Origin of the sequence: Pseudomonas sp. R1-15, assembly GCF_051132085.1 — a bacterium.
Classification (GTDB): Bacteria; Pseudomonadota; Gammaproteobacteria; order Pseudomonadales; family Pseudomonadaceae; genus Aquipseudomonas.
Genome location: NZ_CP071660.1, coordinates 3,969,205 through 3,993,876 on the forward strand (window position 1 = coordinate 3,969,205; position 24,672 = coordinate 3,993,876).

General features: G+C 62.2%; 25 protein-coding genes. 19 read left to right on the forward strand and 6 right to left on the reverse strand.

Annotated features, from left to right (window positions below; translation table 11 throughout):
* Window positions 1-4: 4 nt before the first annotated feature.
* Complete coding sequence (locus J3P97_RS17940; RefSeq protein WP_434672431.1) at window positions 5-697, reverse strand: alpha/beta family hydrolase; 693 nt, start codon at window positions 695-697, stop codon at window positions 5-7.
* 94 nt (window positions 698-791) lie between these two features.
* On the opposite strand from J3P97_RS17940, the gene ccoN (J3P97_RS17945) reads away from it, so the two are divergent.
* The 18 genes from ccoN (J3P97_RS17945) to J3P97_RS18030 all read left to right on the forward strand — a co-directional run bounded on the left by ccoN (J3P97_RS17945) (window position 792) and on the right by J3P97_RS18030 (window position 17,352).
* The gene (gene ccoN, locus J3P97_RS17945) at window positions 792-2,216 is read left to right on the forward strand and encodes a cytochrome-c oxidase, cbb3-type subunit I (protein ID WP_305499963.1); all 1,425 of its coding nucleotides are present in this window, start codon (window positions 792-794) and stop codon (window positions 2,214-2,216) included.
* Between the two features lie 10 nt (window positions 2,217-2,226).
* On the forward strand, window positions 2,227-2,835 hold the full coding sequence (ccoO, locus tag J3P97_RS17950) for a cytochrome-c oxidase, cbb3-type subunit II (protein WP_434656714.1): 609 nt from the start codon (window positions 2,227-2,229) through the stop codon (window positions 2,833-2,835).
* Between the two features lie 5 nt (window positions 2,836-2,840).
* Complete coding sequence (locus J3P97_RS17955) at window positions 2,841-3,041, forward strand: cbb3-type cytochrome oxidase subunit 3 (protein WP_434672432.1); 201 nt, start codon at window positions 2,841-2,843, stop codon at window positions 3,039-3,041.
* Window positions 3,038-3,991 carry a cytochrome-c oxidase, cbb3-type subunit III gene (gene ccoP / locus J3P97_RS17960; protein ID WP_434672433.1) on the forward strand — a complete coding sequence of 318 codons (954 nt, stop codon included), beginning with the start codon at window positions 3,038-3,040 and terminating at the stop codon, window positions 3,989-3,991. Before J3P97_RS17955 ends, ccoP (J3P97_RS17960) begins: the two co-directional genes overlap by 4 nt.
* A 481-nt stretch (window positions 3,992-4,472) precedes the next feature.
* Window positions 4,473-5,915, forward strand: a complete 1,443-nt coding sequence (gene ccoN / locus J3P97_RS17965; protein WP_186636610.1) for a cytochrome-c oxidase, cbb3-type subunit I — start codon at window positions 4,473-4,475, stop codon at window positions 5,913-5,915.
* On the forward strand, window positions 5,915-6,523 hold the full coding sequence (gene ccoO, locus J3P97_RS17970) for a cytochrome-c oxidase, cbb3-type subunit II (protein WP_305499959.1): 609 nt from the start codon (window positions 5,915-5,917) through the stop codon (window positions 6,521-6,523). The genes ccoN (J3P97_RS17965) and ccoO (J3P97_RS17970) overlap by 1 nt, the downstream gene beginning before the upstream one ends.
* Window positions 6,524-6,528: 5 nt before the next feature.
* A complete protein-coding gene (locus J3P97_RS17975; RefSeq protein WP_003175465.1) occupies window positions 6,529-6,714 on the forward strand; it encodes a CcoQ/FixQ family Cbb3-type cytochrome c oxidase assembly chaperone in 186 nt (61 codons plus the stop codon).
* The gene (gene ccoP, locus J3P97_RS17980) at window positions 6,711-7,694 is read left to right on the forward strand and encodes a cytochrome-c oxidase, cbb3-type subunit III (RefSeq protein WP_434601327.1); all 984 of its coding nucleotides are present in this window, start codon (window positions 6,711-6,713) and stop codon (window positions 7,692-7,694) included. The genes J3P97_RS17975 and ccoP (J3P97_RS17980) overlap by 4 nt, the downstream gene beginning before the upstream one ends.
* Before the next feature lie 133 nt (window positions 7,695-7,827).
* On the forward strand, window positions 7,828-8,097 hold the full coding sequence (locus tag J3P97_RS17985; RefSeq protein ID WP_434672434.1) for a type II toxin-antitoxin system Phd/YefM family antitoxin: 270 nt from the start codon (window positions 7,828-7,830) through the stop codon (window positions 8,095-8,097).
* Window positions 8,098-8,508, forward strand: a complete 411-nt coding sequence (locus J3P97_RS17990; RefSeq protein ID WP_434672435.1) for a type II toxin-antitoxin system VapC family toxin — start codon at window positions 8,098-8,100, stop codon at window positions 8,506-8,508.
* Window positions 8,509-8,737: 229 nt separating this feature from the next.
* Window positions 8,738-10,153: a cytochrome c oxidase accessory protein CcoG gene (ccoG, locus tag J3P97_RS17995; RefSeq protein WP_434601329.1), complete on the forward strand. Its 1,416-nt coding sequence runs from the start codon at window positions 8,738-8,740 to the stop codon at window positions 10,151-10,153.
* 11 nt (window positions 10,154-10,164) lie between these two features.
* Window positions 10,165-10,704, forward strand: coding sequence for a FixH family protein (locus J3P97_RS18000; protein ID WP_434672436.1), 540 nt, complete (start codon window positions 10,165-10,167; stop codon window positions 10,702-10,704).
* 161 nt (window positions 10,705-10,865) lie between these two features.
* Window positions 10,866-13,316, forward strand: a complete 2,451-nt coding sequence (locus tag J3P97_RS18005) for a heavy metal translocating P-type ATPase (protein WP_434672437.1) — start codon at window positions 10,866-10,868, stop codon at window positions 13,314-13,316.
* 24 nt (window positions 13,317-13,340) lie between these two features.
* Window positions 13,341-13,559 carry a cbb3-type cytochrome oxidase assembly protein CcoS gene (gene ccoS / locus J3P97_RS18010; RefSeq protein WP_434572984.1) on the forward strand — a complete coding sequence of 73 codons (219 nt, stop codon included), beginning with the start codon at window positions 13,341-13,343 and terminating at the stop codon, window positions 13,557-13,559.
* Window positions 13,552-14,235: a sulfite exporter TauE/SafE family protein gene (locus tag J3P97_RS18015; RefSeq protein WP_434572982.1), complete on the forward strand. Its 684-nt coding sequence runs from the start codon at window positions 13,552-13,554 to the stop codon at window positions 14,233-14,235. Before ccoS ends, J3P97_RS18015 begins: the two co-directional genes overlap by 8 nt.
* A gap of 280 nt (window positions 14,236-14,515) precedes the next feature.
* Window positions 14,516-15,898: an oxygen-independent coproporphyrinogen III oxidase gene (gene hemN, locus J3P97_RS18020; RefSeq protein ID WP_434672438.1), complete on the forward strand. Its 1,383-nt coding sequence runs from the start codon at window positions 14,516-14,518 to the stop codon at window positions 15,896-15,898.
* Between the two features lie 94 nt (window positions 15,899-15,992).
* A complete protein-coding gene (gene fnr, locus J3P97_RS18025) occupies window positions 15,993-16,727 on the forward strand; it encodes a fumarate/nitrate reduction transcriptional regulator Fnr (RefSeq protein ID WP_305499946.1) in 735 nt (244 codons plus the stop codon).
* Window positions 16,728-16,803: 76 nt separating this feature from the next.
* Window positions 16,804-17,352 (forward strand): adenine phosphoribosyltransferase, encoded by a 549-nt coding sequence (locus J3P97_RS18030; protein WP_434572978.1) that lies wholly within the window; start codon window positions 16,804-16,806, stop codon window positions 17,350-17,352.
* Between the two features lie 143 nt (window positions 17,353-17,495).
* Here the strand turns inward: J3P97_RS18030 and recR are convergent, their stop codons facing one another.
* The 4 genes from recR to dnaX all read right to left on the reverse strand — a co-directional run bounded on the left by recR (window position 17,496) and on the right by dnaX (window position 21,948).
* Window positions 17,496-18,098 carry a recombination mediator RecR gene (recR, locus tag J3P97_RS18035; protein WP_305499942.1) on the reverse strand — a complete coding sequence of 201 codons (603 nt, stop codon included), beginning with the start codon at window positions 18,096-18,098 and terminating at the stop codon, window positions 17,496-17,498.
* Between the two features lie 66 nt (window positions 18,099-18,164).
* The gene (locus J3P97_RS18040; protein WP_434572976.1) at window positions 18,165-19,193 is read right to left on the reverse strand and encodes an NADP-dependent oxidoreductase; all 1,029 of its coding nucleotides are present in this window, start codon (window positions 19,191-19,193) and stop codon (window positions 18,165-18,167) included.
* 272 nt (window positions 19,194-19,465) lie between these two features.
* Window positions 19,466-19,804 carry a YbaB/EbfC family nucleoid-associated protein gene (locus J3P97_RS18045; RefSeq protein ID WP_003183512.1) on the reverse strand — a complete coding sequence of 113 codons (339 nt, stop codon included), beginning with the start codon at window positions 19,802-19,804 and terminating at the stop codon, window positions 19,466-19,468.
* 62 nt (window positions 19,805-19,866) lie between these two features.
* On the reverse strand, window positions 19,867-21,948 hold the full coding sequence (gene dnaX / locus J3P97_RS18050) for a DNA polymerase III subunit gamma/tau (RefSeq protein WP_434672439.1): 2,082 nt from the start codon (window positions 21,946-21,948) through the stop codon (window positions 19,867-19,869).
* A 142-nt stretch (window positions 21,949-22,090) separates the two neighbouring features.
* On the opposite strand from dnaX, the gene J3P97_RS18055 reads away from it, so the two are divergent.
* Window positions 22,091-22,852: a substrate-binding periplasmic protein gene (locus J3P97_RS18055; RefSeq protein ID WP_434672440.1), complete on the forward strand. Its 762-nt coding sequence runs from the start codon at window positions 22,091-22,093 to the stop codon at window positions 22,850-22,852.
* On the opposite strand, the gene J3P97_RS18060 is transcribed toward J3P97_RS18055, so the two are convergent.
* The gene (locus J3P97_RS18060) at window positions 22,810-24,546 is read right to left on the reverse strand and encodes a putative bifunctional diguanylate cyclase/phosphodiesterase (protein ID WP_434672441.1); all 1,737 of its coding nucleotides are present in this window, start codon (window positions 24,544-24,546) and stop codon (window positions 22,810-22,812) included. The genes J3P97_RS18055 and J3P97_RS18060 overlap by 43 nt on opposite strands.
* Window positions 24,547-24,672: the final 126 nt, after the last annotated feature.

The window sequence follows — 24,672 nt, forward strand, 5'->3', positions numbered from 1 at the left end:
AGCATCAGCCTTGAAAAAGAAACCCAGCCACTCTCTGCGCCGCCGCCTCCAGATGCTGCTCGTGACTGAATCCCGAAGCCCTCAGCGGCTTCAAATCATGATCCCCGGCCGCCAACCACAGCACTTCGATGCCAGGTGACAAGGCATAACCTTCGACCGCCTCGCGATTACCCAGCGGATCCCGCTCGCCCTGGACAATCAGCGCCCGGGTGTTCAACGCCGCCAAATGTTCGACCCGCGGTTTCTCCGGTTTGCCCACGGCATAGAAGGGATACCCGAGGCACACCAGCGCATCGGCACCCAGCTCATCGGCCACAAGGCTTGCCATGCGCCCGCCCATGGATTTGCCGCCAATCGCCAGTCGCCCAGCGACATAGGGTCGCACCGTGGCGTACACCTCACGCCAGCATTCCACCAGCTTAGGCGCCGGGTTGGGTGGACGTTTGCCCCCGTCCACGCGCCGTTGGGCCATGTAGGGAAACTCGAAGCGCAACACATTGACGCCTTGCGCGGCAAGGCGCGCGGTCATTTCGTTCATGAAGCCGCTGTCCATCGGCGCACCCGCACCATGGGCCAAAATCAGCGTCGGCAATTCGGCGCCAGCACCGGGTTTCGCGGCTGTCCACAACCAGCCGCGCTCGGTCACACATGCCGCCCATTGATCCCCGTCAATACTGGCCTTGTGCTGTTTGTTCATGCTTGCCTCGCTTTCAGTCTGCCTATAACTCCAGGCGAAGATCGCTGCACTGCCCTGCGCAGGCGCACTTCGGCTGAACCGTGGATGGGGAACCATGAACACTTCTATCAGTACCGCCTACAACTACAAGGTGGTCCGCCAATTCGCCATTATGACGGTGGTGTGGGGCATCGTCGGCATGGGCCTCGGGGTTTTTCTCGCGGCCCAATTGGTCTGGCCACAGCTCAATTTCGATTTGCCCTGGACCAGCTTCGGCCGCCTGCGCCCACTGCACACCAACGCGGTGATTTTCGCCTTCGGCGGCTGCGCCCTGTTCGCCAGTTCGTTCTACTCGGTGCAACGCACCTGCCAGACCCAGCTGTTTGCGCCGAAACTCGCCGCGTTCTGCTTCTGGGGCTGGCAGCTGGTGATCCTTCTGGCGGCCATCAGCCTGCCACTGGGCTACACCAGTTCCAAGGAATATGCCGAGCTCGAGTGGCCAATCGACATCCTCATCACCATTGTCTGGGTCGCCTACGCCATCGTGTTCTTTGGCACCGTGGCCAAACGCAACACCAAACACATCTACGTCGGCAACTGGTTTTTCGGCGGTTTCATCCTGACCGTGGCGCTCCTGCACATCGTCAACAACCTGGAACTGCCGGTGAGCCTCACCAAATCCTACTCGGTGTATGCCGGCGCCACGGACGCGATGGTGCAGTGGTGGTACGGGCACAACGCCGTGGGCTTTTTCCTCACCGCCGGTTTCCTCGGGATGATGTATTACTTCGTGCCGAAACAGGCCGAGCGCCCGGTGTATTCCTATCGTTTGTCCATCGTGCACTTCTGGGCGCTGATTACCCTGTACATCTGGGCCGGCCCGCACCATCTGCACTACACAGCGCTGCCGGACTGGGCACAGTCGCTGGGCATGGTGATGTCGCTGATCCTACTGGCGCCCAGCTGGGGCGGCATGATCAATGGCATGATGACCCTCTCGGGGGCCTGGCATAAATTGCGCAGCGACCCGATCCTGCGCTTTCTCGTGGTATCCCTCGCGTTCTACGGCATGTCGACTTTCGAAGGCCCGATGATGGCGATCAAGACCGTCAACGCCCTCTCCCATTACACCGACTGGACCATCGGCCACGTACACGCCGGTGCACTCGGCTGGGTGGCGATGATTTCCATCGGTGCGCTGTACCACATGATCCCGAAAGTCTTCGGCCGGGCGCAGATGCACAGTATCGGCCTGATCAACGCGCACTTCTGGCTCGCGACCATCGGTACCGTGCTGTACATCGCCTCGATGTGGGTCAACGGCATCGCCCAGGGCCTGATGTGGCGTGCGGTGAACGAGGACGGCACGCTTACCTACTCCTTCGTCGAAACCCTGGTGGCCAGCCATCCCGGCTTCATCGTGCGGTTGGCGGGCGGGGCGATCTTCCTCGCCGGCATGCTGCTGATGGCCTACAACACCTGGCGCACCGTGCGGGCCTACCAGCCTGCCGAAGCCGCCGCTGCCGCGCAGATGGCTTGAGGAGTCCGCCATGAAACACGAAACAATCGAAAAAAACGTCGGCCTGCTGATGCTGCTGATGGTCCTGGCCGTGAGTGTCGGCGGCCTGACCCAGATCGTGCCGCTGTTCTTCCAGGACGTGACCAACAAACCGGTGGACGGCATGAAGCCCTACACCGCCCTGCAGCTCGAAGGCCGCGATATCTATATCCGCGAAGGCTGCGTCGGCTGCCACTCGCAGATGATCCGTCCATTCCGCGCCGAAACCGAACGCTACGGGCACTACTCCGTCGCCGGCGAAAGCGTCTGGGACCACCCGTTCCTGTGGGGCTCCAAGCGCACCGGGCCGGACCTGGCCCGGGTCGGCGCGCGTTACTCCGATGACTGGCATCGCGCCCACCTGTACAACCCGCGCAACGTCGTCCCCGAGTCGAAAATGCCGGCCTATCCATGGTTGGTGACCCAGGCGGTCGACAGCAGCCACACCGAAGACAAGCTGCGCGCCATGCGCACCCTCGGCGTGCCGTACAGCGATGACGATATCGCGGGGGCGACAGCCTCGCTCAAGGGCAAGACCGAGATGGACGCACTGGTGGCCTACCTGCAAGTGCTCGGCACTGCCATCAAGAGCAAGAGGTAAGCGCGATGTTCTTTGAAATGAGCACTGGAATGATTCGCGGCCTGGGCACGGTCGTGGTGTTCGTGGCCTTCATCGGCCTGACCCTGTGGGTATTCAGCAGCAAGCGCGGCCCGGAATTCGCCCAGGCGCGCCTGCTGCCGTTCGCCGACGAGCCGCCCGCTGACGCTACCCCCCAAGACCCCGCACCAAGGAGTACCCGGTCATGAGCACTTTCTGGAGTACGTGGATCTGCGTACTGACCCTCGGCAGCCTCATCGGCCTGACCTGGTTGCTGATCGGCACCCGCAAGGGCGAGACCAAGGGCAGCGTCGACCAGACCATGGGGCACAGCTTCGACGGCATCGAGGAGTACGACAACCCCTTGCCACAATGGTGGTTCCTGCTGTTTGCCGGCACCCTGGTGTTCTCCGTCGGCTACCTGATCCTGTATCCCGGCCTGGGCAACTGGAAAGGTATCCTGCCCGGCTACGAGAATGGCTGGACCGGCGCCCACGAATGGGAAAGGGAAATGGCCAGGGCCGACGCCAGGTTCGGGCCGATCTTCGCCAAATTCGCCGCAATGCCGGTGGAGGATGTCGCCAAGGACCCGCAAGCGTTGAAGATGGGGGGCCGCCTGTTCGCCTCCAACTGCTCGGTCTGCCATGGCTCGGATGCCAAGGGCGCCTTCGGCTTTCCGAACCTGGCCGACAGCAACTGGCGCTGGGGCGGTAATGCCGAGACCATCAAGGCAACCATCATGGGCGGTCGCATGGCGGCGATGCCGGCCTGGGGGGAAGTACTCGGGGACGCCGGGGTCAGGAACGTCGCCGCCTATGTGCGCCACGACCTGGCTGGCCTGCCTCTACCGGCCGACAGCGGTGCCGACCTGCAAGCCGGCCAGCAAGCCTTCAACACCACTTGCGTGGCTTGCCACGGCGCCAACGGCCAGGGCACCGAAGCCATGGGCGCGCCGAACCTGACGCAACCGGCCGGCTTCATCTACGGCACCAGCCTGGCCCAGTTGCAGCAGACCATCCGCCATGGCCGTCAGGGCCATATGCCGGCGCAGAATGAACTGCTCGGCAACGACAAGGTGCAACTGCTCGCCGCCTACGTCTACAGCCTTTCCCACGGCGCCGGTACCGAGCGCCTGCAAGCTGAACGCGAAGACGAATAAATCCTGTCCACTTGATCAGCCGCATTCATCCGGATGCGGCTGATCCATGTCATTGCGCGACGCATTGTCGCACCCTTCCAAGGTCTTCCTTTCGGTTCGCTGCAATCGCGTCTAAGCTTGCCCCAAAGCATGTGGGCGACTGCCGGGACCTGGTCGAGCCGACCCGATGTGTTTGCCGCTCGTTCGACAAAAACCCCGCGAAGTCAGGTAGATACCGACGGTTGCGAGCACACCTGGGCACCCCCCGAACGCAGCGTTTGAACACACCCCGTTACAACCGACCCGCGCCCCTCGCCTCGTACATTTGACGCGACAATTTGTCGGGGGCGATTTTTGTCCCTACGCGGCGCATGGAAAGGCCGCAGAATCAGCGTTGGAAAGCATTGACGCAGGTCAGGGCGCGTTGCAATGACCCCCCGCTTTCTCCATACTTGCGGCCGATTTTTATCCTAATAAAATACCCAAACCGTGGAACCTTAGAATGAGCACAGCAATCAGTCCGACTGCTTATAACTATAAGGTAGTCCGCCAGTTCGCCATCATGACGGTGGTCTGGGGGATCCTTGGCATGGGGCTCGGTGTCTTCATCGCCTCGCAACTGGTCTGGCCGGAGTTGAACTTCGATCTGCCATGGACGACATTTGGACGCCTGCGCCCGCTGCACACCAACCTGGTGATCTTCGCCTTCGGTGGTTGTGCGTTGTTTGCCACCTCCTACTACGTCGTGCAGCGAACCTGCCAGACGCGACTGATTTCCGACAGCCTCGCCGCCTTCACCTTCTGGGGTTGGCAAGCGGTGATCGTCGGCGCGATCGTGACCTTGCCAATGGGTTTCACCACCACCAAGGAATACGCGGAACTGGAATGGCCCCTGGCTATTCTGCTCGCCATTGTCTGGGTGACCTACGGTCTGGTGTTCTTCGGCACCATCGTCAAGCGCAAGACCAAGCACATCTACGTCGGCAACTGGTTCTACGGTGCATTCATCGTCGTGACCGCCATGCTGCACATCGTCAACCACGCGTCGCTGCCGGTCAGCTTCTTCAAGTCCTACTCGGCCTACTCGGGCGCGACCGACGCGATGATCCAGTGGTGGTACGGCCACAACGCCGTGGGCTTCTTCCTGACCACCGGCTTCCTGGGGATGATGTACTACTTCGTGCCGAAACAGGCCGAGCGTCCGATCTATTCCTACCGCCTGTCCATCGTGCACTTCTGGGCGCTGATCACCCTGTACATCTGGGCCGGTCCGCACCACCTGCACTACACCGCGCTGCCGGACTGGGCGCAATCCCTGGGCATGGCAATGTCGATCATCCTGCTGGCGCCAAGCTGGGGCGGCATGATCAACGGCATGATGACCCTTTCGGGCGCCTGGCATAAGCTGCGCACCGACCCGATCCTGCGCTTCCTGGTGGTATCCCTGGCGTTCTACGGCATGTCGACCTTCGAAGGTCCGATGATGGCGATCAAGACCGTCAACTCCCTGAGCCACTACACCGACTGGACCATCGGCCACGTACACGCCGGTGCGCTCGGCTGGGTCGCGATGATCTCCATCGGCGCCATCTACCACATGATCCCGAAACTGTTCGGTCGTGCGCAGATGCACAGCACCGGCCTGATCAACGCGCACTTCTGGCTCGCCACCATCGGTACCGTGCTCTACATCGCCTCGATGTGGGTCAACGGCATCACCCAGGGCCTGATGTGGCGCGCGATCAACGACGACGGCACCCTGACCTATTCGTTCGTCGAAGCACTGCAAGCCAGCCACCCCGGTTTCATCGTCCGTGCCCTGGGCGGCGCGTTCTTCGCCAGCGGCATGCTGCTGATGGCCTACAACGTGTACCGCACCGTTCGTGCCTCTGACCCGGTTGAAGCAGAAGCCGCCGCCAAGATCGCCGTAGTTGGAGCTCACTGATGAAGCACGAAGCAGTAGAGAAGAATATCGGCCTGCTGGCCTTCTTCATGGTCATCGCCGTCAGCATTGGCGGCCTGACCCAGATCGTTCCGCTGTTTTTCCAGGATGTCACCAACAAGCCGGTCGAAGGCATGAAGCCGCGCACCGCCCTTGAACTGGAAGGCCGCGACGTCTACATCGCCAACGGTTGTGTCGGCTGCCACTCGCAGATGATCCGTCCGTTCCGTGCTGAAACCGAACGCTACGGTCACTATTCCGTTGCTGGTGAAAGCGTCTGGGACCACCCGTTCCTGTGGGGCTCCAAGCGCACCGGTCCGGACCTGGCCCGCGTCGGTGGTCGCTACTCCGATGACTGGCAGCGTGCGCACTTGTACAACCCGCGCAACGTAGTGCCTGAATCGAAGATGCCGGCCTACCCGTTCCTCGTAGAAAACAAGCTCGACGGCAAAGACACCGCCAAGAAAATGGAAGTCCTGCGTGCCCTCGGCGTGCCCTACACCGACGAAGACATCGCCGGAGCAAGGGATGCCGTGAAAGGCAAGACTGAAATGGACGCGCTGGTGGCCTATCTGCAAGGCCTGGGCACCATCATCAAAAGCAAACGGTGATCTGGATGGATATCGGGATGATTCGTGGCCTGGGCACCGTCGTTGTGATGGTGGCCTTTATCGGCCTGGCCCTGTGGGTGTTCAGCCCCAAGCGCAAGTCGGAGTTCGAAGACGCGACCTTGCTGCCGTTCGCGGATGATCCCGAAGCCATCAAGCACGTCGAGCAAGCTTCTAGGAGTAACAAAGAATGACTACGTTCTGGAGTCTGTACGTCACAGTCCTCAGCCTGGGAACGATCTTCGCCCTGACCTGGCTGCTGCTGTCGACCCGCAAGGGCCAGCGCAGCGAAGCCACCGAGGAAACGGTTGGCCACTCCTTCGACGGGATCGAGGAGTACGACAATCCGCTGCCGAAATGGTGGTTCATGCTGTTCATCGGCACCATCGTGTTCGCCCTTGGTTACCTGGCGCTCTACCCTGGCCTGGGCAACTGGAAAGGCCTGCTGCCAGGCTATAACTACCTGGACACCGAAAAGCAGACCCCCTTTGCCAACGGCCAGACCGGCTGGACCGGTGTGCACGAGTGGGAAAAGGAAATGGCCCGCTCGGATGCCAGGTTCGGTCCGATCTTCGCCAAGTTTGCCTCCATGCCGATTGAAGAAGTCGCCAAGGACCCGCAGGCCCTGAAGATGGGTGGCCGCCTGTTTGCCTCCAACTGCTCGGTCTGCCACGGCTCCGACGCCAAGGGCGCCTACGGCTTCCCTAACCTGACCGACGCCGACTGGCGCTGGGGTGGCGAGCCAGAGACCATCAAGACCACCATCATGGGCGGTCGTCATGCCGTCATGCCGGGCTGGGCTGCCGTGGTTGGCGAACAAGGCGTCGCCGACGTGGCTGCCTATCTGGTAACCGGCCTGCACAGCCGCAAACTGCCGGAAGGCGCCAAGGCCGATCCGGCCAACGGCCAGAAGCTGTTCGCCGCCAACTGCGTGGCCTGCCACGGCCCCGCCGGCAAAGGCACGCCCGCCATGGGCGCACCCGACCTGACGCACCCGGCCGGTTTCATCTACGGTTCGAGCTTCGCTCAGTTGCAGCAGACCATCCGCTACGGTCGCCAAGGCCAGATGCCGGCCCAGGCCGATCTGCAGGGCAACGACAAGGTCCACCTGTTGGCTGCCTATGTCTACAGCCTGTCCCACGGCGAAAAGGCTCCGGCTGCTGACGCTCAGTAAGGCAAGCAACTGATACACGAAGGCCCCGCCAATCACATTGGCGGGGCCTTTTTTGTCCACAGGGAAACATGCTGCACCTGTTCACCCTTGCTTGCATCCGGCGCCGGTAGTAACGTGCCTACATTCACACTCAATGGGGGACGCCGCCGTGTCCATCACCACCATTTCCAGCCGCGAGTTCAACCACGACACAAGCGGTGCCAAAAAAGCTACCCGAGAAGGCCCGGTCATCATCACCGACCGTGGCAAGCCGGCCCATGTGCTGCTAAGCATTGAGGAGTACCAGAAACTGACCGGCGCTGGCACCAGCATCGTCGAGTTGCTGGTCATGCCCGATGCGCCGGATATCGACTTCGATCCCGAGCGCGCCGTCATCACGCCCCGCTCGGTGGACCTGTCCTGAATGTTCCTACTCGATACCAACGTCATCTCGGAGCTGCGCAAGCCTCAGGCCGATAAAAACGTACAAGCCTGGGCGCGCAGTGTCCCCGCTCCCAGCCTGTATGTTTCGGCCATCACCGTATTGGAACTGGAAACCGGGATCTTGCGCTTTGAGCGCAAGGACCCGGCGCAAGGTAGCCGTTTGCGTGCATGGCTGGATAACCACGTCATGCCCGCGTTTGCCGGCAGGATCCTCGCGGTCGACCGCGCCGTGGCCCTGCGTTGCGCCCGCCTGCATGTCCCGGACCGCAGCAATAAGTGCGATGCGCTGATCGCCGCCACGGCGCTGGTCCATGGGCTGACCGTGGTGACCCGCAACGTGGCGGATTTCAGAAGCAGCGGCGTGGCGCTGATCAACCCATGGGTTAGCTAGCCAGGTAACAGATGCGTGCGCCGGAAACCATGACATGGCTATAGTCAATTGATCTGGGTCATGAGTTGTTACATCCGCTACACCATTCGGCGCCGACGCCCAACGCGACCAAAGGTCGCAGCCTTGAGCCAGAGCGACAGGCGTATCATTGCGCCATTGCAACACCCTTTCTGACCGCGGTCGGCACGTACTGGCCTCGGCATTTTTCCACTGCCGTGGGATGCAATTGATGAGCAACCAGATTCCGGTACATGACGTTACCCCGCCTGCCAAGGACGCCAACAAAAGCGTCGACCTCTATGCCTCTCGGGAAAAAATCTACACCCGCGCCTTCACTGGCCTGTTTCGCAACCTGCGCATGGTCGGCGGGGCGGTTCTGTTCCTGCTGTATTTCGGTACCGTCTGGCTGAACTGGGGCGGTCATCAGGCCGTCTGGTGGAACCTGCCGGAACGCAAATTCTTTATTTTCGGCGCGACCTTCTGGCCCCAGGACTTCATCCTGCTCTCGGGGCTGCTGATCATCGCAGCCTTCGGCCTGTTTTTCATTACCGTCTATGCCGGTCGGGTCTGGTGCGGCTATACCTGCCCACAAAGCGTATGGACGTGGATTTTCATGTGGTGCGAAAAGGTCACCGAAGGCGACCGCAACCAGCGCATCAAGCTCGACAAAACGCCCATGAGCGCCAACAAATTCCTGCGCAAGTTCGCCAAGCACAGCCTGTGGCTGCTGATCGGTTTTGTCACGGGCATGACCTTCGTTGGCTACTTCACCCCGATCCGTGAGCTGGTCTTCGAGTTCTTCACCGGCCAGGCCGATGGCTGGTCATATTTCTGGGTCGGTTTCTTCACCCTCGCTACCTATGGCAACGCCGGCTGGCTGCGTGAGCAAGTGTGCATCTACATGTGCCCGTACGCCCGCTTCCAGAGCGTGATGTTCGACAAGGACACCCTGATCGTCTCCTACGACCCGCGTCGCGGCGAAGCCCGGGGCCCGCGCAAGAAAGGCATCGACTACAAGGCCCTGGGCCTGGGGGACTGCATTGATTGCACCATGTGCGTCCAGGTCTGCCCTACCGGGATCGACATCCGCGACGGCCTGCAGATCGAATGCATCGGCTGCGCAGCCTGCATCGATGCCTGCGACAACATCATGGACAAGATGGACTATCCCCGCGGCCTGATCAGCTACACCACGGAACACAACCTCTCGGGGCAGAAAACCCATAAACTGCGCCCGCGCCTGATCGGTTATGCCCTGGTGCTGCTGGCCATGATCAGCCTGTTGGTGACCGCGTTCTTCATGCGCTCGCTGGTGGGCTTCGATGTCAGCAAGGACCGGGTGCTGTACCGCGAGAACGCCGAAGGCCGGATCGAGAACGTCTACAGCCTGAAGATCATGAACAAGGACCAGCGTGACCATACCTACGTGCTGGAAGCCACCGGTTTGCCGGATCTGAAGCTACAGGGTAAACGGGAGATCAAGGTCGCGGCCGGTGATATCTACAGCCAGCCGGTAGAGCTGTCCAGCGCACCCGAACAATTGCCGTCCAGCACCAATGAGGTGACCTTCATCCTCAAGGATGCCGATGACGACAGCGTCCATGTTGAAGCCAAGAGCCGGTTCATCGGCCCACAGACTCGTTGAGAGAAATGCACATGCCTGCAGCAACCGCCACCAGCCCTTGGTACAAGCACCTCTGGCCGTGGATCATCATCGGGATCCTCGCTTGCTCGGTGACCCTGAGCCTGACCATGGTGACCATCGCGGTGAAGAACCCGGACAACCTGGTCAATGACAACTATTACGAAGCCGGCAAGGGCATCAATCGCTCGCTGGAACGCGAATTGCTGGCCCAGACCCTGCAACTACATGCCAACGTGCAACTGGACGACCTCACCGGCGAAGTGAGCCTGCGCCTGAACGGCAACAGCCGGCCCCAGACCGTGGAGCTGAGCCTGATCTCCCCAACGCAGCCGGAGAAAGACCGCAAAATCGTGTTGACCCGCAACGACAGCGAACCAGGACGCTACGTCGGCCAACTGGCGGACAAGATCGAAGGTCGGCGTTTTGTCGAATTGCTGGGTGTGGAACACGATCGGACCTGGCGCTTGTTCGAAGAAGAACAGATCAGCCACGGCCAGGACATCCAGCTTGGCGACGAGCCGCTGCAAGGCGCTGAAGACCTGAAAAAGTAAACCGCTGTTGTGTGGCGAGGGAGCTTGCTCCCGCTGGGCCCCAAAGCGGCCCCTGTTTTTGATCCAGCATTCCTCAGGCGTATTGTTGTACTCAGACTGCGACTGCTTCGCAGCCGAGCGGGAGCAAGCTCCCTCGCCACAAAAGGTTTTCACGCGACAACATGACCACTCCACAGCCCTGCTACCACTGCGCCCTGCCCGTACCTCCCGGCAGTCGCTTCACCGCCGTTGTCCTCGGTGAGACCCGCGAGCTGTGTTGCCCCGGTTGCCAAGCGGTGGCCGAAGCGATCGTTGCCGGCGGTCTTGAGCACTATTACCAGCACCGCAGCGAAGCGTCGGCCAACCCGCAAACCTTGCCCGTTCAATTGACCGACGAGCTGGCGTTGTACGATCGCCCCGATGTGCAGCAATCGTTCGTCCGCCATGAAGGTGAGCTGGCCGAAACCACTCTGCTGATGGAAGGCATCAGTTGCGCCGCCTGCGGCTGGCTGATCGAAAAGCAACTGCGCAGCCTGCCGGCCGTGGCCGAGGCGCGATTGAACCTGTCGAACCACCGCCTGCACGTACGCTGGGCCGACGCGCAACTGCCGCTGAGCACGCTGCTCGCCGAACTGCGCCAGATCGGTTATGCCGCGCACCCGTATCAGGCCGATCAGGCCAGCGAGCAGCTCGCCGCGCAAAACCGCCTGGCCCTGCGTCAGTTGGGCGTGGCCGGGCTGCTGTGGTTCCAGGCGATGATGGCGACCATGGCCACCTGGCCCGAATTCAACATCGACCTGAGCCCGGAGATGCACACCATCCTGCGCTGGGTCGCACTGTTTCTCACCACGCCTATCGTGTTCTACAGTTGCGCGCCCTTCTTCAAAGGTGCGCTGCGAGATTTGCGCACCCGCCACCTGACTATGGACGTTTCGGTGTCCTTGGCCATCGGCAGCGCCTATATCGCCGGGATCTGGACCTCCATCACCGGAGTGGGCGAGCTGTACTTCGATGCGGTCGGCATGTTCGCCCTGTTCCTGCTCGCCGGCCGCTACCTGGAACGCCGGGCCCGGGAGCGCACCGCTGCAGCCACCGCCCAACTGGTCAACCTGCTGCCAGCGTCGTGCCTGCGCCTGGACGAGCGCGGCCAGAGCGAACGCATCCTGCTCAGCGAACTGCGCACCGGTGACCGGGTGCTGGTCCAACCCGGAGCGATCCTGCCCGCCGATGGAACGATTCTCGACGGCCAGTCCAGCGTCGACGAATCGCTGCTGACCGGCGAATACCTGCCGCAACCGCGCCAGGCAGGCGACGCGGTAACGGCAGGCACACTCAACGTCGAAGGCGCCCTGACGGTCGAGGTACGGGCGTTGGGACAGGACACGCGGTTATCGGCCATCGTGCGCCTGCTCGAACGGGCCCAGGCCGAAAAGCCACGATTGGCGGAAATCGCCGACCGCGCCGCCCAATGGTTCCTGCTGTTCTCCTTGGTCGCAGCGGCGGCCATCGGCCTGTTGTGGTGGCAGCTGGATGCTTCGCGTGCGTTCTGGATCGTCCTGGCGATGCTGGTCGCGACCTGTCCTTGCGCGCTGTCCCTGGCGACACCAACCGCCCTGACAGCTGCCACCGGAACCCTGCATAAACTCGGCCTGCTGCTGACGCGTGGTCATGTGCTGGAAGGCCTTAACCAGATCGACACGGTGATTTTCGACAAGACCGGCACCCTCACGGAAGGTCGCCTGGCGTTACGCGCCATCCGGCCATTGGCCGCCCTCGACGGTGATCAGTGCCTGGGCTTGGCCGCGGCCCTGGAAAACCGTTCGGAACACCCCATCGCCCGAGCTTTTGGTCGCGCACCGTTGGCCGCCGAACAGGTACAAAGCAGCCCAGGGCTGGGACTCGAAGGCCTGGTCGCCGAACAACGCCTGCGCATCGGCCAGCCCGGTTTTGTCTGCGAACTGAGCGGCTCGGCCGTACCGCCGATGCCGGACGAACCCGGACAATGGCTGTTGCTGGGCGACGACATCGGGCCACTGGCCTGGTTCGTCCTCGATGACCGCCTGCGCGCTGATGCGCCGGCGCTGCTTGCCGCCTGCAAGGCGCGGGGCTGGCGTACGCTATTGCTCTCCGGCGACAGCTCGCCGATGGTGGCCAGTGTCGCCGCCGAGCTGGGCATCGACGAGGCCCGCGGCGGCTTGCGTCCGGACGACAAGCTGGCCGTGCTCCAGCAGTTGCACCAGCAGGGTCGCAAGGTGCTGATGCTCGGTGATGGCGTGAATGACGTGCCGGTGCTGGCGGCGGCGGACATCAGTGTCGCCATGGGTTCGGCCACCGACCTTGCCAAGACCAGCGCCGACGCAGTGCTGCTGTCCAACCGCCTGGATGCCCTGATTCATGCATTCAGCCTGGCCCGGCGTACCCGCCGCGTGATCATAGAGAACCTGCTCTGGGCAGGGCTGTACAATGGCCTCATGTTGCCGTTCGCCGCCCTCGGCTGGATCACGCCGGTGTGGGCCGCGGTCGGCATGTCCATCAGTTCGTTGACCGTGGTGCTGAATGCCTTGCGGCTGACCCGCCAACCGCAAGCGCAGGTTGGCGAAACCACGCCCGATACCCGTCCGCTGCCGGCCTGAGCCGCGCGGGCATGGAGTTCCGAGATGCCAGCTCTCTACGTGATGATCCCGGCCGCACTGTTGATCGTGGCCGTCGCCGTCTACATTTTCTTCTGGGCCGTGGACAGCGGCCAATACGATGACCTCGACGGTCCGGCCCATAGCATCCTGTTCGACGACCAGGACCCGAACCACAAGGCGGCCGTCGAGGAAGCCAGCAGCGCGGACCACAAACCGGACGACAAGGCGCCGCCCCATGCTTGACCTGGCGCCAATGCTGGTTTCCGCCGTCATCCTCGGCCTGCTCGGCGGCGGCCATTGCCTGGGCATGTGCGGTGGCCTGATGGGCGCCCTGACCCTGGCGATTCCCAAGGAGCAACGCAGCCGCCGCTTGCGACTATTGCTCGCGTACAACCTGGGACGCATCGTCAGCTACGCCGCGGCCGGCCTGCTGATCGGCCTGGCCGGCTGGGCCGTGGCGAACAGCCCGGCGGCGATGATCCTGCGCGTGCTGGCCGGTTTACTGATGATCGTCATGGGACTCTACCTGGCAGGCTGGTGGAGCGGCCTGACCCGTATCGAAAGCCTGGGCCGTGGTTTGTGGCGGCGTATCCAACCCATCGCCAACCGCCTGCTGCCGGTGTCGAGCCTGCCCCGGGCCCTGCTGCTCGGCGCGCTGTGGGGCTGGCTGCCCTGCGGATTGGTCTACAGCACCCTGCTGTGGTCCGCCAGCCAGGGTAACGCCCTGGACAGTGCACTGCTGATGCTCGCCTTCGGCCTGGGCACCTGGCCGGTCCTGCTCGCCACCGGCCTCGCGGCAGAGCGCGTCACGGCGCTGCTGCGCAAACGCAGCGTGCGCATGGCCGGCGGATTGCTGGTGATTGTCTTCGGCATCTGGACACTGCCGGGGCCGCATCAGCATTGGCTCATGGGGCATTGAACAAGCTCACAGACAATGAGGAATGCCCGGCAACCCTGTGGCGAGGGAGCTTGCTCCCGCTGGCCTGCGAAGCAGGCCCCAACGATCCCAGGCAGGGCTCATAAGTTGACATTGCGTCTGCTGCGCAGCCGAGCGGGAGCAAGCTCCCTCGCCACGGGTTTTGAGTTGCCTGGGCTGGCATGATCACTGACTACCCCATGCCCCGTTGACGCAAATCAACACGCCCCTTCCCTTCGCCTCATAGACTTCAAGCATGCCAGCCTAACCGGGGAACGCCCGCATGCTCGACGCCATTCGTTGGGACTCAGACCTGATCCGCCGCTACGACCTGGCGGGACCGCGCTATACCTCGTACCCGACCGCGGCCCAGTTCGCCGGCCAGGTGGGCACGTTCGACCTGCTCCATGCCCTGCGCGACAGCCGCAAGGCCCGCAGGCCTTTGTCGCTTTATGTGCACGTGCCGTTCTGCGCGAACATTTGCTACTACTGCGCCTGCAACAAGGTCATCACCAAGGACCGCGGCCGCGCCCATGCCTACCTGCAACGCCTGGAGCAGGAAATCCAGCTGATCGGCTGCCACCTGGACCCGGCCCAGCGCGTGGAACAGTTGCACCTGGGCGGTGGCACGCCAACCTTCCTCAGTCACGACGAGCTGCGCCAGTTGATGGCCAGGCTGCGCGAGAGTTTCAACCTGATGGACGATGACTGCGGTGACTACGGCATCGAGATCGATCCGCGGGAGGCGGATTGGTCGACCATGGGTCTGCTGCGGGAATTGGGTTTCAACCGGGTCAGCATCGGCCTGCAGGACCTTGACCCTACCGTGCAGCGTGCCGTCAACCGCCTGCAAAGCCTGGACGAAACCCTTGCGGTGATCGAAGCCGCCCGGACCCTGCAGTTTCGCTCGATCAACATCGACCTGATCTATGGCTTGCCCAAGCAGACCCCGGAAAACTTCGCCCGCACCGTCGAGGAAGTGATCAGCCTGCAACCGGACCGTCTCTCGGTGTTCAACTACGCCCACCTGCCGGAGCGCTTCATGCCGCAGCGGCGCATCAACAGCCAGGACCTGCCGAATCCTGTGCAGAAACTGGCCATGTTACAAGGCACTATTGAACAGCTGACCGCCGCCGGTTATCGCTACATCGGCATGGACCACTTCGCCCTGCCCGATGACGAACTGGCGATCGCCCAGGAGGAAGCGACCTTGCAGCGCAACTTCCAGGGCTACACCACCCACGGCCATTGCGACCTGATCGGCCTCGGGGTCTCGGCCATCAGCCAGATCGGCGACTTGTACTGCCAGAACAGCAGTGACCTGAACCAATACCAGAACGCCCTCGCCGACGGGCAATTGGCAACCAGCCGGGGCATTGTGTGCAATGCCGACGACAGGCTGCGACGCGCGGTGATCCAACAACTGATCTGCCATTTCAGCCTGGCATTCGCCGAGATCGAGCACACCTTCAATATCGATTTCCGTGGGTATTTCGGCTCTATATGGCCGCAACTACAGGCGATGGACGACGACGGGCTGGTTGAACTGACGGCTACGCACATCAAGGTACTCCCTGCCGGACGTCTGTTGGTGCGTTCGGTTTGCATGGTATTCGACGCGTATCTGCAGCAGCAGAATCGGCAGCGTTTCTCCCGCGTCATCTGAGCGCGACAATTTGACGGCAATACCACACTGGCCGGTGTTTGCGTGCTGAGTTACCCTTACGGCTTATGTGTGTTTTCCCACAAGGATTTAAGAAATGTCCGAGCCAGTCAAATCGCGCGCTCATAACCAGGCCCATTGCAAGGACTGCAGCCTGGCCCCTCTGTGCCTGCCACTTTCGTTGAATCTGGAGGACATGGACGCGCTGGACGACATCGTCAAACGAGGCCGCCCGTTGAAAAAAGGCGAGTTCCTGTTCCGCCAGGGCGATGCCTTCGATTCGGTCTACGCCGTGCGCTCGGGCGCCTTGAAGACCTTCAACCTGAGCGACGGTGGCGAAGAGCAACTCACCGGTTTCCACTTGCCCAGCGAGCTGGTCGGCCTGTCGGGCATGGACACCGAGACCCATCCGGTCTCGGCCCAGGCGCTTGAAACGACCTCGGTGTGCGAAATTCCGTTTGATCACCTGGACGAACTGGCCTTGCAACTGCCGCAACTGCGTCGTCAACTGATGCGCGTGATGAGCCGGGAGATCCGCGACGACCAACAGATGATGCTGCTGCTCTCGAAGAAAACCGCCGACGAGCGCATCGCGACCTTCCTGGTCAACCTCTCGGCGCGTTTCCGCGCCCGTGGCTTTTCGGCCAATCAGTTTCGCCTGAGCATGTCGCGCAACGAGATCGGCAACTACCTGGGCCTGGCGGTGGAAACCGTGTCCCGGGTGTTTACCCGTTTCCAACAGAGCAAACTGATCGCCGCCGAGGGCAAGGAAATCCATATCCTTGACCCCATCCAGCTCTGCGCCCTGGCCGGCGGCTCGGTCGAAGGCTGATGCGCCTGCGCGGCTGAGGCTTTTGCCGCCGCCGCGCTATACTGCCGCGTTTGCAGCCAGCCAGGACACCTCGACGATGGTCTTCGACTCCTTCGACATCAAATCCCTGATCCGCCCGGTAATCGACTTCCCCAAGCCAGGCGTGATCTTTCGCGACATCACCCCACTGTTCCAGTCCCCTACCGCGCTGCGGCTGGTCATGGACAGCTTCGCCCATCGCTACGTCGAGGCCAGCTTCACGCACATCGGGGCGATGGACGCGCGCGGCTTCCTGATCGGCTCGATCCTGGCCTATCAGTTGAACAAACCGCTGGTGCTGTTCCGCAAGCAAGGTAAATTGCCGGCCGACGTGTTGGCCGAGGGTTACCAGACCGAGTACGGCGAGGCTTTCCTGGAGGTCCACGCCGATAGCCTGTGCGAGGGCGATTCGGTGGTGATGTTCGATGACCTGATCGCCACCGGCGGCACGCTGATCGCCGCCGCCAACCTGATCCGCCGCATGGGCGCCAAGGTCCATGAAGCCGCCGCGATCATCGACTTGCCGGAATTGCTCGGTTCCCGGCGGCTGGAGGACATGGGAATACCGACGTTCTGCCTGACCCGGTTTTCGCTTAGCGAAAAATAATCCCCGCCAACAAAACATCTATCCCTTGTGGGAGCGAGCCTGCTCGCGAAGGCGCTGTGTCAGTACATGATTTTTTGACTGATCCACCGCTTTCGCGAGCAGGCTCGCTCCCACAGTCTACAGGGAGGACTTTTGTAGGGTGGTTACAGAGCGATCGGCTTGCGCCCGGCAAACGAATGCGCCAGCGTCCCGCCATCCACCAGCTCCAGCTCGCCACCCAATGGGACGCCATGGGCGATGCGGGAGGCAACCAGGCCCTTGTTGCCCAGCAACTGAGCGATGTAATGGGCGGTAGCTTCGCCTTCCACCGTCGGGTTCGTCGCGAGGATGACTTCGGTGAACGTGCCCGCCTCTTCGATGCGCGCCATCAGTTGTGGGATGCCGATGGCCTCCGGTCCCAGGCCGTCAAGCGGCGACAAGTGACCCTTGAGTACAAAGTAGCGGCCACGGAAACCGGTCTGCTCCACCGCGTAGACATCCATCGGCCCCTCCACCACGCAGAGCAGGCTGTCGTCCCGGCGCGGGTCGGCACACTGCGGGCAGAGGTCGTCTTCGGTGAGGGTGCGGCATAAGCGGCAATGCCCTACCCCTTCCATGGCCTGGCTCAAGGCCTGGGCCAGGCGCGACCCGCCGCTGCGATCACGCTCAAGCAATTGCAACGCCATGCGCTGGGCGGTTTTCTGACCCACACCCGGCAAGGTTCGCAGGGCATCGATCAGTTGGCGGATCAAAGGGCTGAAGCTCATGGAGGAAACGTCCGACATAACAACGAGACGCGGTTTATACCCGCGCCTCCGTTTAGCGTCAAATACTCAATCCTTCGACACGCGTATCACCAATTTGCCGAAGTTGCGCCCTTCCAGCAGCCCGATGAAAGCCTGAGGCGCGTTCTCCAGGCCATCCACCACATCTTCGCGGAACTTGACCTTGCCATCGCGCACCCACGGCGCCATCGCGCTGATAAACTCCGGCTGGCGGTCGCCGTAGTCGTCGAACACGATGAAGCCCTGGATCCGCACGCGTTTGGTCAGCAACGTGCGTTGCAGTTGCGGCAAGCGATCCGGACCGCTTGGCGGCTGATGATCGTTGTAGGCCGCGATCAAGCCGCAAAGAGGGATGCGTGCCTTGGCATTGAGCAGCGGCACCACCGCGTCGAAGACCTTGCCACCGACGTTTTCGTAATAGATGTCGATGCCCTGGTCGCAGGCCCGGGCCAGTTCGTCGGCGAAATTCGCACCCTTGTGATCGATGCAGGCGTCAAATCCCAACTCGTCGACCACGTATTTGCATTTTTCACTGCCACCGGCCACGCCCACCACTCGCAGCCCCTTGATCTTCGCCACCTGGCCGACCACCGAGCCCACGGCGCCCGATGCCGCCGCGACCACCAGGGTCTCGCCTGCCTTGGGTTGGCCGATGTCCATCAGTCCCATGTAGGCGGTCATGCCCGGCATGCCCAGTACTCCGAGCGCCATCGAGGGGCTGGGGAGTCCGGACGGGATAGGGATAACGTTGCGGCCATCGCTGATGCAGTGGCTCTGCCAGCCCGTAGCGCCGACCACTAGATCACCTTCCTGGAATTTCGGGTGCATCGATCGCTCCACACGACTGACGGCGCCACCGGTCATCACTTCGTCGATTTGCACCGGCGCGGCGTAGGAAGGCGCGTCACTCATACGGCCACGCATGTAGGGATCGAGCGAAAGGTACAGCGTCTTTAGCAGGATCTGCCCGTCTGCCAGGTCCGGCAGCGTCACGTCTTCAAGACGAAAGTTTTCCGGGGTTGGCGCACCTTGGGGGCGCGAGGCCAGGACGATGCGCTGGTTGGAAATCAGTGACATGGAGGCGGTCTCCTTGTTCGGTGAGTGGACACGTATAGGGAGCAGACCATTGCCGAGGGGGCGGCGTTCGATGTTTGTTCAGTTGGTCCGCAGTGTGGCCTTCGCGAGCAGGCTCGCTCCCACATTTTGATCGCAACCACCTATCCATGTGGGAGCGAGCCTGCTCGCGAAGGCGGCCTGGTATTCACTCAAAGCACCCGGCCCATAAACAAAAAAAATGCCAGGCGCGATGCCTGGCATTGTATGTAGCCCATCCCGAGCGGGATGGCGAATCAGAACGGCAGCTTCATGCCCGGCGGCAGTTGCATGCCGGCGGTCATGCCGGACATCTTGTCCTGGCTGTTGGCTTCGATCTTGCGCACCGCGTCATTGACGGCGGCGGCAAACAGGGCCTCGAGCATTTCCTTGTCGTCTTCGCTCAAGCCCTCGACCACGCTCGGGTCGATGCTGACGCGCTTGATGTCGTGGCGACCGGTCATGACCACGGTCACCATGTCGCCGCCGGACTTGCCGGTGACTTCGGCGTTGGCCAGCTCTTCCTGCATCTTGGCCATTTTTTCCTGCATCTGCTGCGCCTGCTTCATCAGGCCGGCCATGCCACCTTTCATCATGGGAATCACCTCGAAAGTACGTGGATAAACACAGCGCCCGGCGTTCAGGCCGGCGCTTTCAATTATGAGCCCTGGGTAACCGGGGCCTCGACAGGTTCGATAGTATCGTGACGGACCACGGCGCCGAACTGTTGCATCATCTGCTGGATGAACGGATCGTTGTGGATCGACTCCTCGGCTTCGCGCTGGCGGTCGGCACGCCGGCGGGATGCGGCCTGGGCCGGGGTTTCCTGCTCGGGCTTGATCAGCTCGATGGTCAACGTCAGGGTGCGCTGGTGATATTGGTTCAGTGCATCGTTCAGGCGACGTTGCTGGGTCGCGTTGAACAGCGCGCTGTGGGCCGGATCCAGGTGCAGCAGCCAATGGTCACCGTCCACCGAAATCAAGGTGCAGTTGGCGGCGATGCTGCCGGTCATGCCACTGATCTGCAGCTTCGGGAACAACTCCAGCCATTGCAGCGCCAGCCCGGTGGCCGGCATTGCCGCCGGTTCCGGTTCGGGCTCCGGCGCGGGCTCGGCGGCGTGCTCGCTGGCCAGGTCGTCCAGGTAGCTGTAGGCCGAGTCCATGTCCGGCTCGATGTAGTCCTCATCCAACGGTGGCTCATCGTCCAGGTCGATGCCCGGCGTGGCGACAGTAACGTCAGCCACCGTCGGCTCAGGCATCGGCGCGGCCACCCACTCGGGTGCATCGGGCACCACGCTGTCAGGCGTGGGCATAGGCATCGGCGGCAGCTCAGGCTGCTCGGCGACGGTTTCCAGCACCGGTTCCACGGCAGGTTGCTGGACGATTTCTGGCTCGACCGGGTCATTCCAGGGCAGGTCGACAATGGCTTCGGCGACCGGCTCGGATGGCGCCTCGACAGCCGGCTCAGGCTGCGACTCGACGACAGGCTCGGGTGTAGCGACGACAGCTGTCGGCTCGGCCACGGCCGCCACCGCTGCCGGGGCAGAAGCCGCTGCCGACGCAACAACGGGCGTGGCAGCCACTGGCTTGGCGGAATCAGCTGTGGCCTGGCTGATTCCCACTGGCTTTAGCGCTTGTCTCGGCGCGTCCGGCGTATCGGCCGGCCGGAACGCGAGCATGCGCAGCAGGACCATTTCGAAGCCGCCACGCGGATCCGGGGCCAAAGGCAGGTCGCGTCGACCGATCAGGCCCATCTGGTAATAGAACTGCACGTCTTCGGCCGGCAGCGCCTGGGCCAATGCCAGTACGCGATCGCGGTCCCCGTGACCGTTATCGACACCCTCGGGCAAGGCCTGGGCGATGGCGACACGGTGCAGTACGTTGAGAATTTCCGAAAGCACGCCATTCCAGTCCGGCCCCTGCTCGGCCAGGTGACGCACCGCTTCAAGCAGCGCCTTTGCGTCACCTTCTATCAGCGCGTGCAAGACGTCGTAGACCTGGCCGTGATCGAGGGTACCGAGCATGGCGCGCACATCGGCAGCCATGACCTTGCCCTCACCAAAGGCGATCGCCTGGTCGGTCAGGCTCATGGCGTCGCGCATCGAACCATCGGCAGCGCGGCCCAGCAGCCAGAGCGCGTCGTCCTCGAAGGGTACGTTCTCGGCGCCCAGGACGTGCGTCAGGTGCTCGACCACCCGTTCCGGCGTCATGTTCTTCAGAGAAAACTGCAGGCAGCGCGACAGAATCGTTGCTGGAAGTTTCTGCGGGTCGGTGGTGGCCAGGATGAACTTGACGTAGGGCGGCGGCTCTTCGAGGGTCTTGAGCAGCGCATTGAAGGAATGGCTGGAAAGCATGTGCACTTCGTCGATCAGGTAGACCTTGAAGCGCCCACGGCTCGGGGCGTATTGCACGTTGTCGAGGAGCTCGCGGGTGTCTTCGACCTTGGTGCGGCTGGCGGCGTCGATCTCGATCAGGTCGACGAAACGACCTTCGTCGATTTCCCGGCAGACCGAACATTCGCCGCAGGGCGTCGAGGTGATACCGGTTTCACAGTTCAGGCACTTGGCAATGATCCGCGCAATGGTCGTCTTGCCCACGCCACGGGTGCCGGTAAACAGGTAGGCATGGTGCAGCCGCTGGCTGTCCAAGGCGTTGATCAGAGCCTTGAGCACATGGGTCTGGCCGACCATTTCGCGGAACGAGCGCGGACGCCATTTACGTGCAAGAACCTGATAACTCATCGAAAACCGTCGCAACGAAGGAACATAAGCGGCTAATGCTAGCGGAGCAGGGCCGAAATTGCATCCGGTGTGCTCGTCTAATCTGACTAAGCTTGAGTTGGGGCTCGGTTGTCGACGCGGTTTTGCACAGTCAGGAGAGTTTATGCGCTCAGCCATGGGGGCTTTGCTGTTGCTGGGTACAGGATGTTTCGCCGCCGAAGTGCCCTTGCGCTTCGCCATTACCGATGGCTGGGCCATGCCCATGGTACAGATCGAACGGGGCCGTCCGACCCAGGGCATTCTTCCGGACGTCATGACCAGCCTGGCAACTCAGGTCGGCATACCGGCACAGTTTCATGTCCTTGCCCGCGCGCGATTGGACAGCGCCATGGAACACGGCGAAATAGACATGCGATGTTACGTCTCGCCCGACTGGGTGAAGGATAAAGGGGGCGATTACCTTTGGAGCGTCCCGCTGTTCTTTCAGCGCGATGTGCTCGTTGGCTCGGCCAGCGCCCCCGCCCGAGTGACCCCCGCAACACTCGCCCAGCAGTCCATCGGCACAGTGCTCAGCTATCGCTACCCGACGCTGCAACCCTTGTTCGACAGCGGCCATCTGCGTCGTGACGACGCGCGCAGCCAGGAGCAAGTGCTGGCGAAACTGCTGGCCGGCCGCTACCGCTATGCGGTCAGCAATCAATGGGCACTGGACTGGTTCAATCAACGGCATGGCGCCGACCGGCAACTGCATGAGGTTGCCATCCTCCAGGAACAGCAACTGAGCTGTTATGTGCGCAATGACCCGGACATCCCGGCGCAACGCATTCTGCGCACCTTGCTGAAGATGAAGATGTCCGGGGAAATCGACGCGATCATCCAGCTTTATACCGGCCGCAACGAAGGGTCGCAGGCCGCCTCCCCTTGACTGCCCGGGTGGGCCTGCCACTGTGGTGGCGAGATGAAGTCCCTTACCCAGCCCGGTATCTCGTCGGCCGGCATGGGCCGGGCGATGAAGTAACCTTGGGCCACTTCGCAGCCCAGGCGTAGCAACAATTGCCCATGTTCGAGACTGTCCAGGCCTTCCGCGACCACTTGCCGGCCGAACGCCCGGGCCAGGCCGATCACTGCCTCGGTCAATGCCAGGTCGTCCCGGTCGTCGAGGATGTCGCGCACGAACGTCTTGTCGATCTTGATGGTTTGCGTGCGCAAGTGCTTGAGGTCATTGAGCGAGCAATAACCCGTACCGAAACCGCCCAGTGAAAACCCTACGCCCAAGGCTTGGCACGCTTGGAGGCAGGCACTGACATGGGCCAGATTTTCCACGGCTACCGACTCGACGATCTGCAGATCGAGCATCCGCGGCGGCACCGTCGGATGCTGTTCCAGCATGCGTTGCAGCCGCTCGACGAAGTCCGCCCGCTGGAAATGCCGCGCCGAAATATTGATGCTCACCGGCCAGCCCTGCCCCGCCTGCTGCCATTGCTGAAGCAGCGTCAGGACCTGGCCCATGACCCATTCGCCGATCTCGACAATCAGGTCGGTCTCTTCTACCAGTGGCAGGAATTCGCGCGGCGGCACCAGGCCTCGTTGCGGATGCTTCCAGCGCAACAAGGCTTCGAGACCGACTACCGCGCCGTTGCGCATATTGACCTTGGGCTGGAAATGCAGCCGCAACTCATCGCCGGCGAGTGCCTGCCGCACCCGATCGACAATCTGGTAAGTGGCCCGCACTTCCTTGTCCCGGGATACGTCAAACAGATGGAAACGATTGCGGCCGCTCTGCTTGGCGACATACATCGCTTGATCGGCGTGGCGCAGCAACGTATCGGCGTCTTCGTTATCCCATGGCGACAACGTGACACCAATGCTGGCGAAGACGTTGATACTCTTGCCGTCGATCGCATAGGGCATGGAAACCGCAATCAGTACCCGGTTCAATGCGGCATGCAGCTCGTCCATTCCAAGCACATGACGCAGCACCAGTACGAACTCGTCGCCAGCCAGTCGCGCCACCACATCCTCGCCGCGCACAATGCTGCGCAGCCGCCGGGCCACTTCCACCAGCAATCGGTCACCGCTGGCATGGCCATAACCGTCGTTGACGGCCTTGAAGCCATCCAGATCGAGCATGCACACCGCCAGGGGCAGACTTTCCCCCCGCGAAAAGTCCAGGGCCTGGTCCAGCAGCTCGGACAGGTAGGTGCGATTGGGCAACCCGGTCAGCACGTCGTGCCCGACACGCCATTGCAACGAGTGCAACAACCGGCGCTTTTCGCTGACATCGAAGCGAATCGCCAGGTAGCGCTCGATGTGCCCGCTCGTTTCGTCGGCTACCGGTACCAGGGTGGTATCAACCCAATGCAGCGTGCCGTCCTTGGCCCGATTGCAGATTTCACCTTTCCAGACATTACCCAGGGCGATGGTGCGCCACATCGCAGTGAAAAAATCGCTGGGGTGCTGCCCCGAGTTGAGCAACCGGTGGTTGGATCCCAGCAGCTCATCGCGCCGGTAGCCAAACAGGGCGCAGAATTGATCGTTGACGTAGGTGATGCGCCCGCTCAAATCGGTTTCGGAAAAGATCGCGGCGGCGTCAACAGCCCTGCGGTACTTCTTATCCATCGAAGCAGTCATCCATGAGTCAGGCTCGTTTGTCGCGCGCGGTTGCACCGCCCCCCGGACGGGCGAAAATCAACTAGGCTCAAATACCTTGAGAAAGCTGGAGCACGGACGCTGGCGGTGCGACCT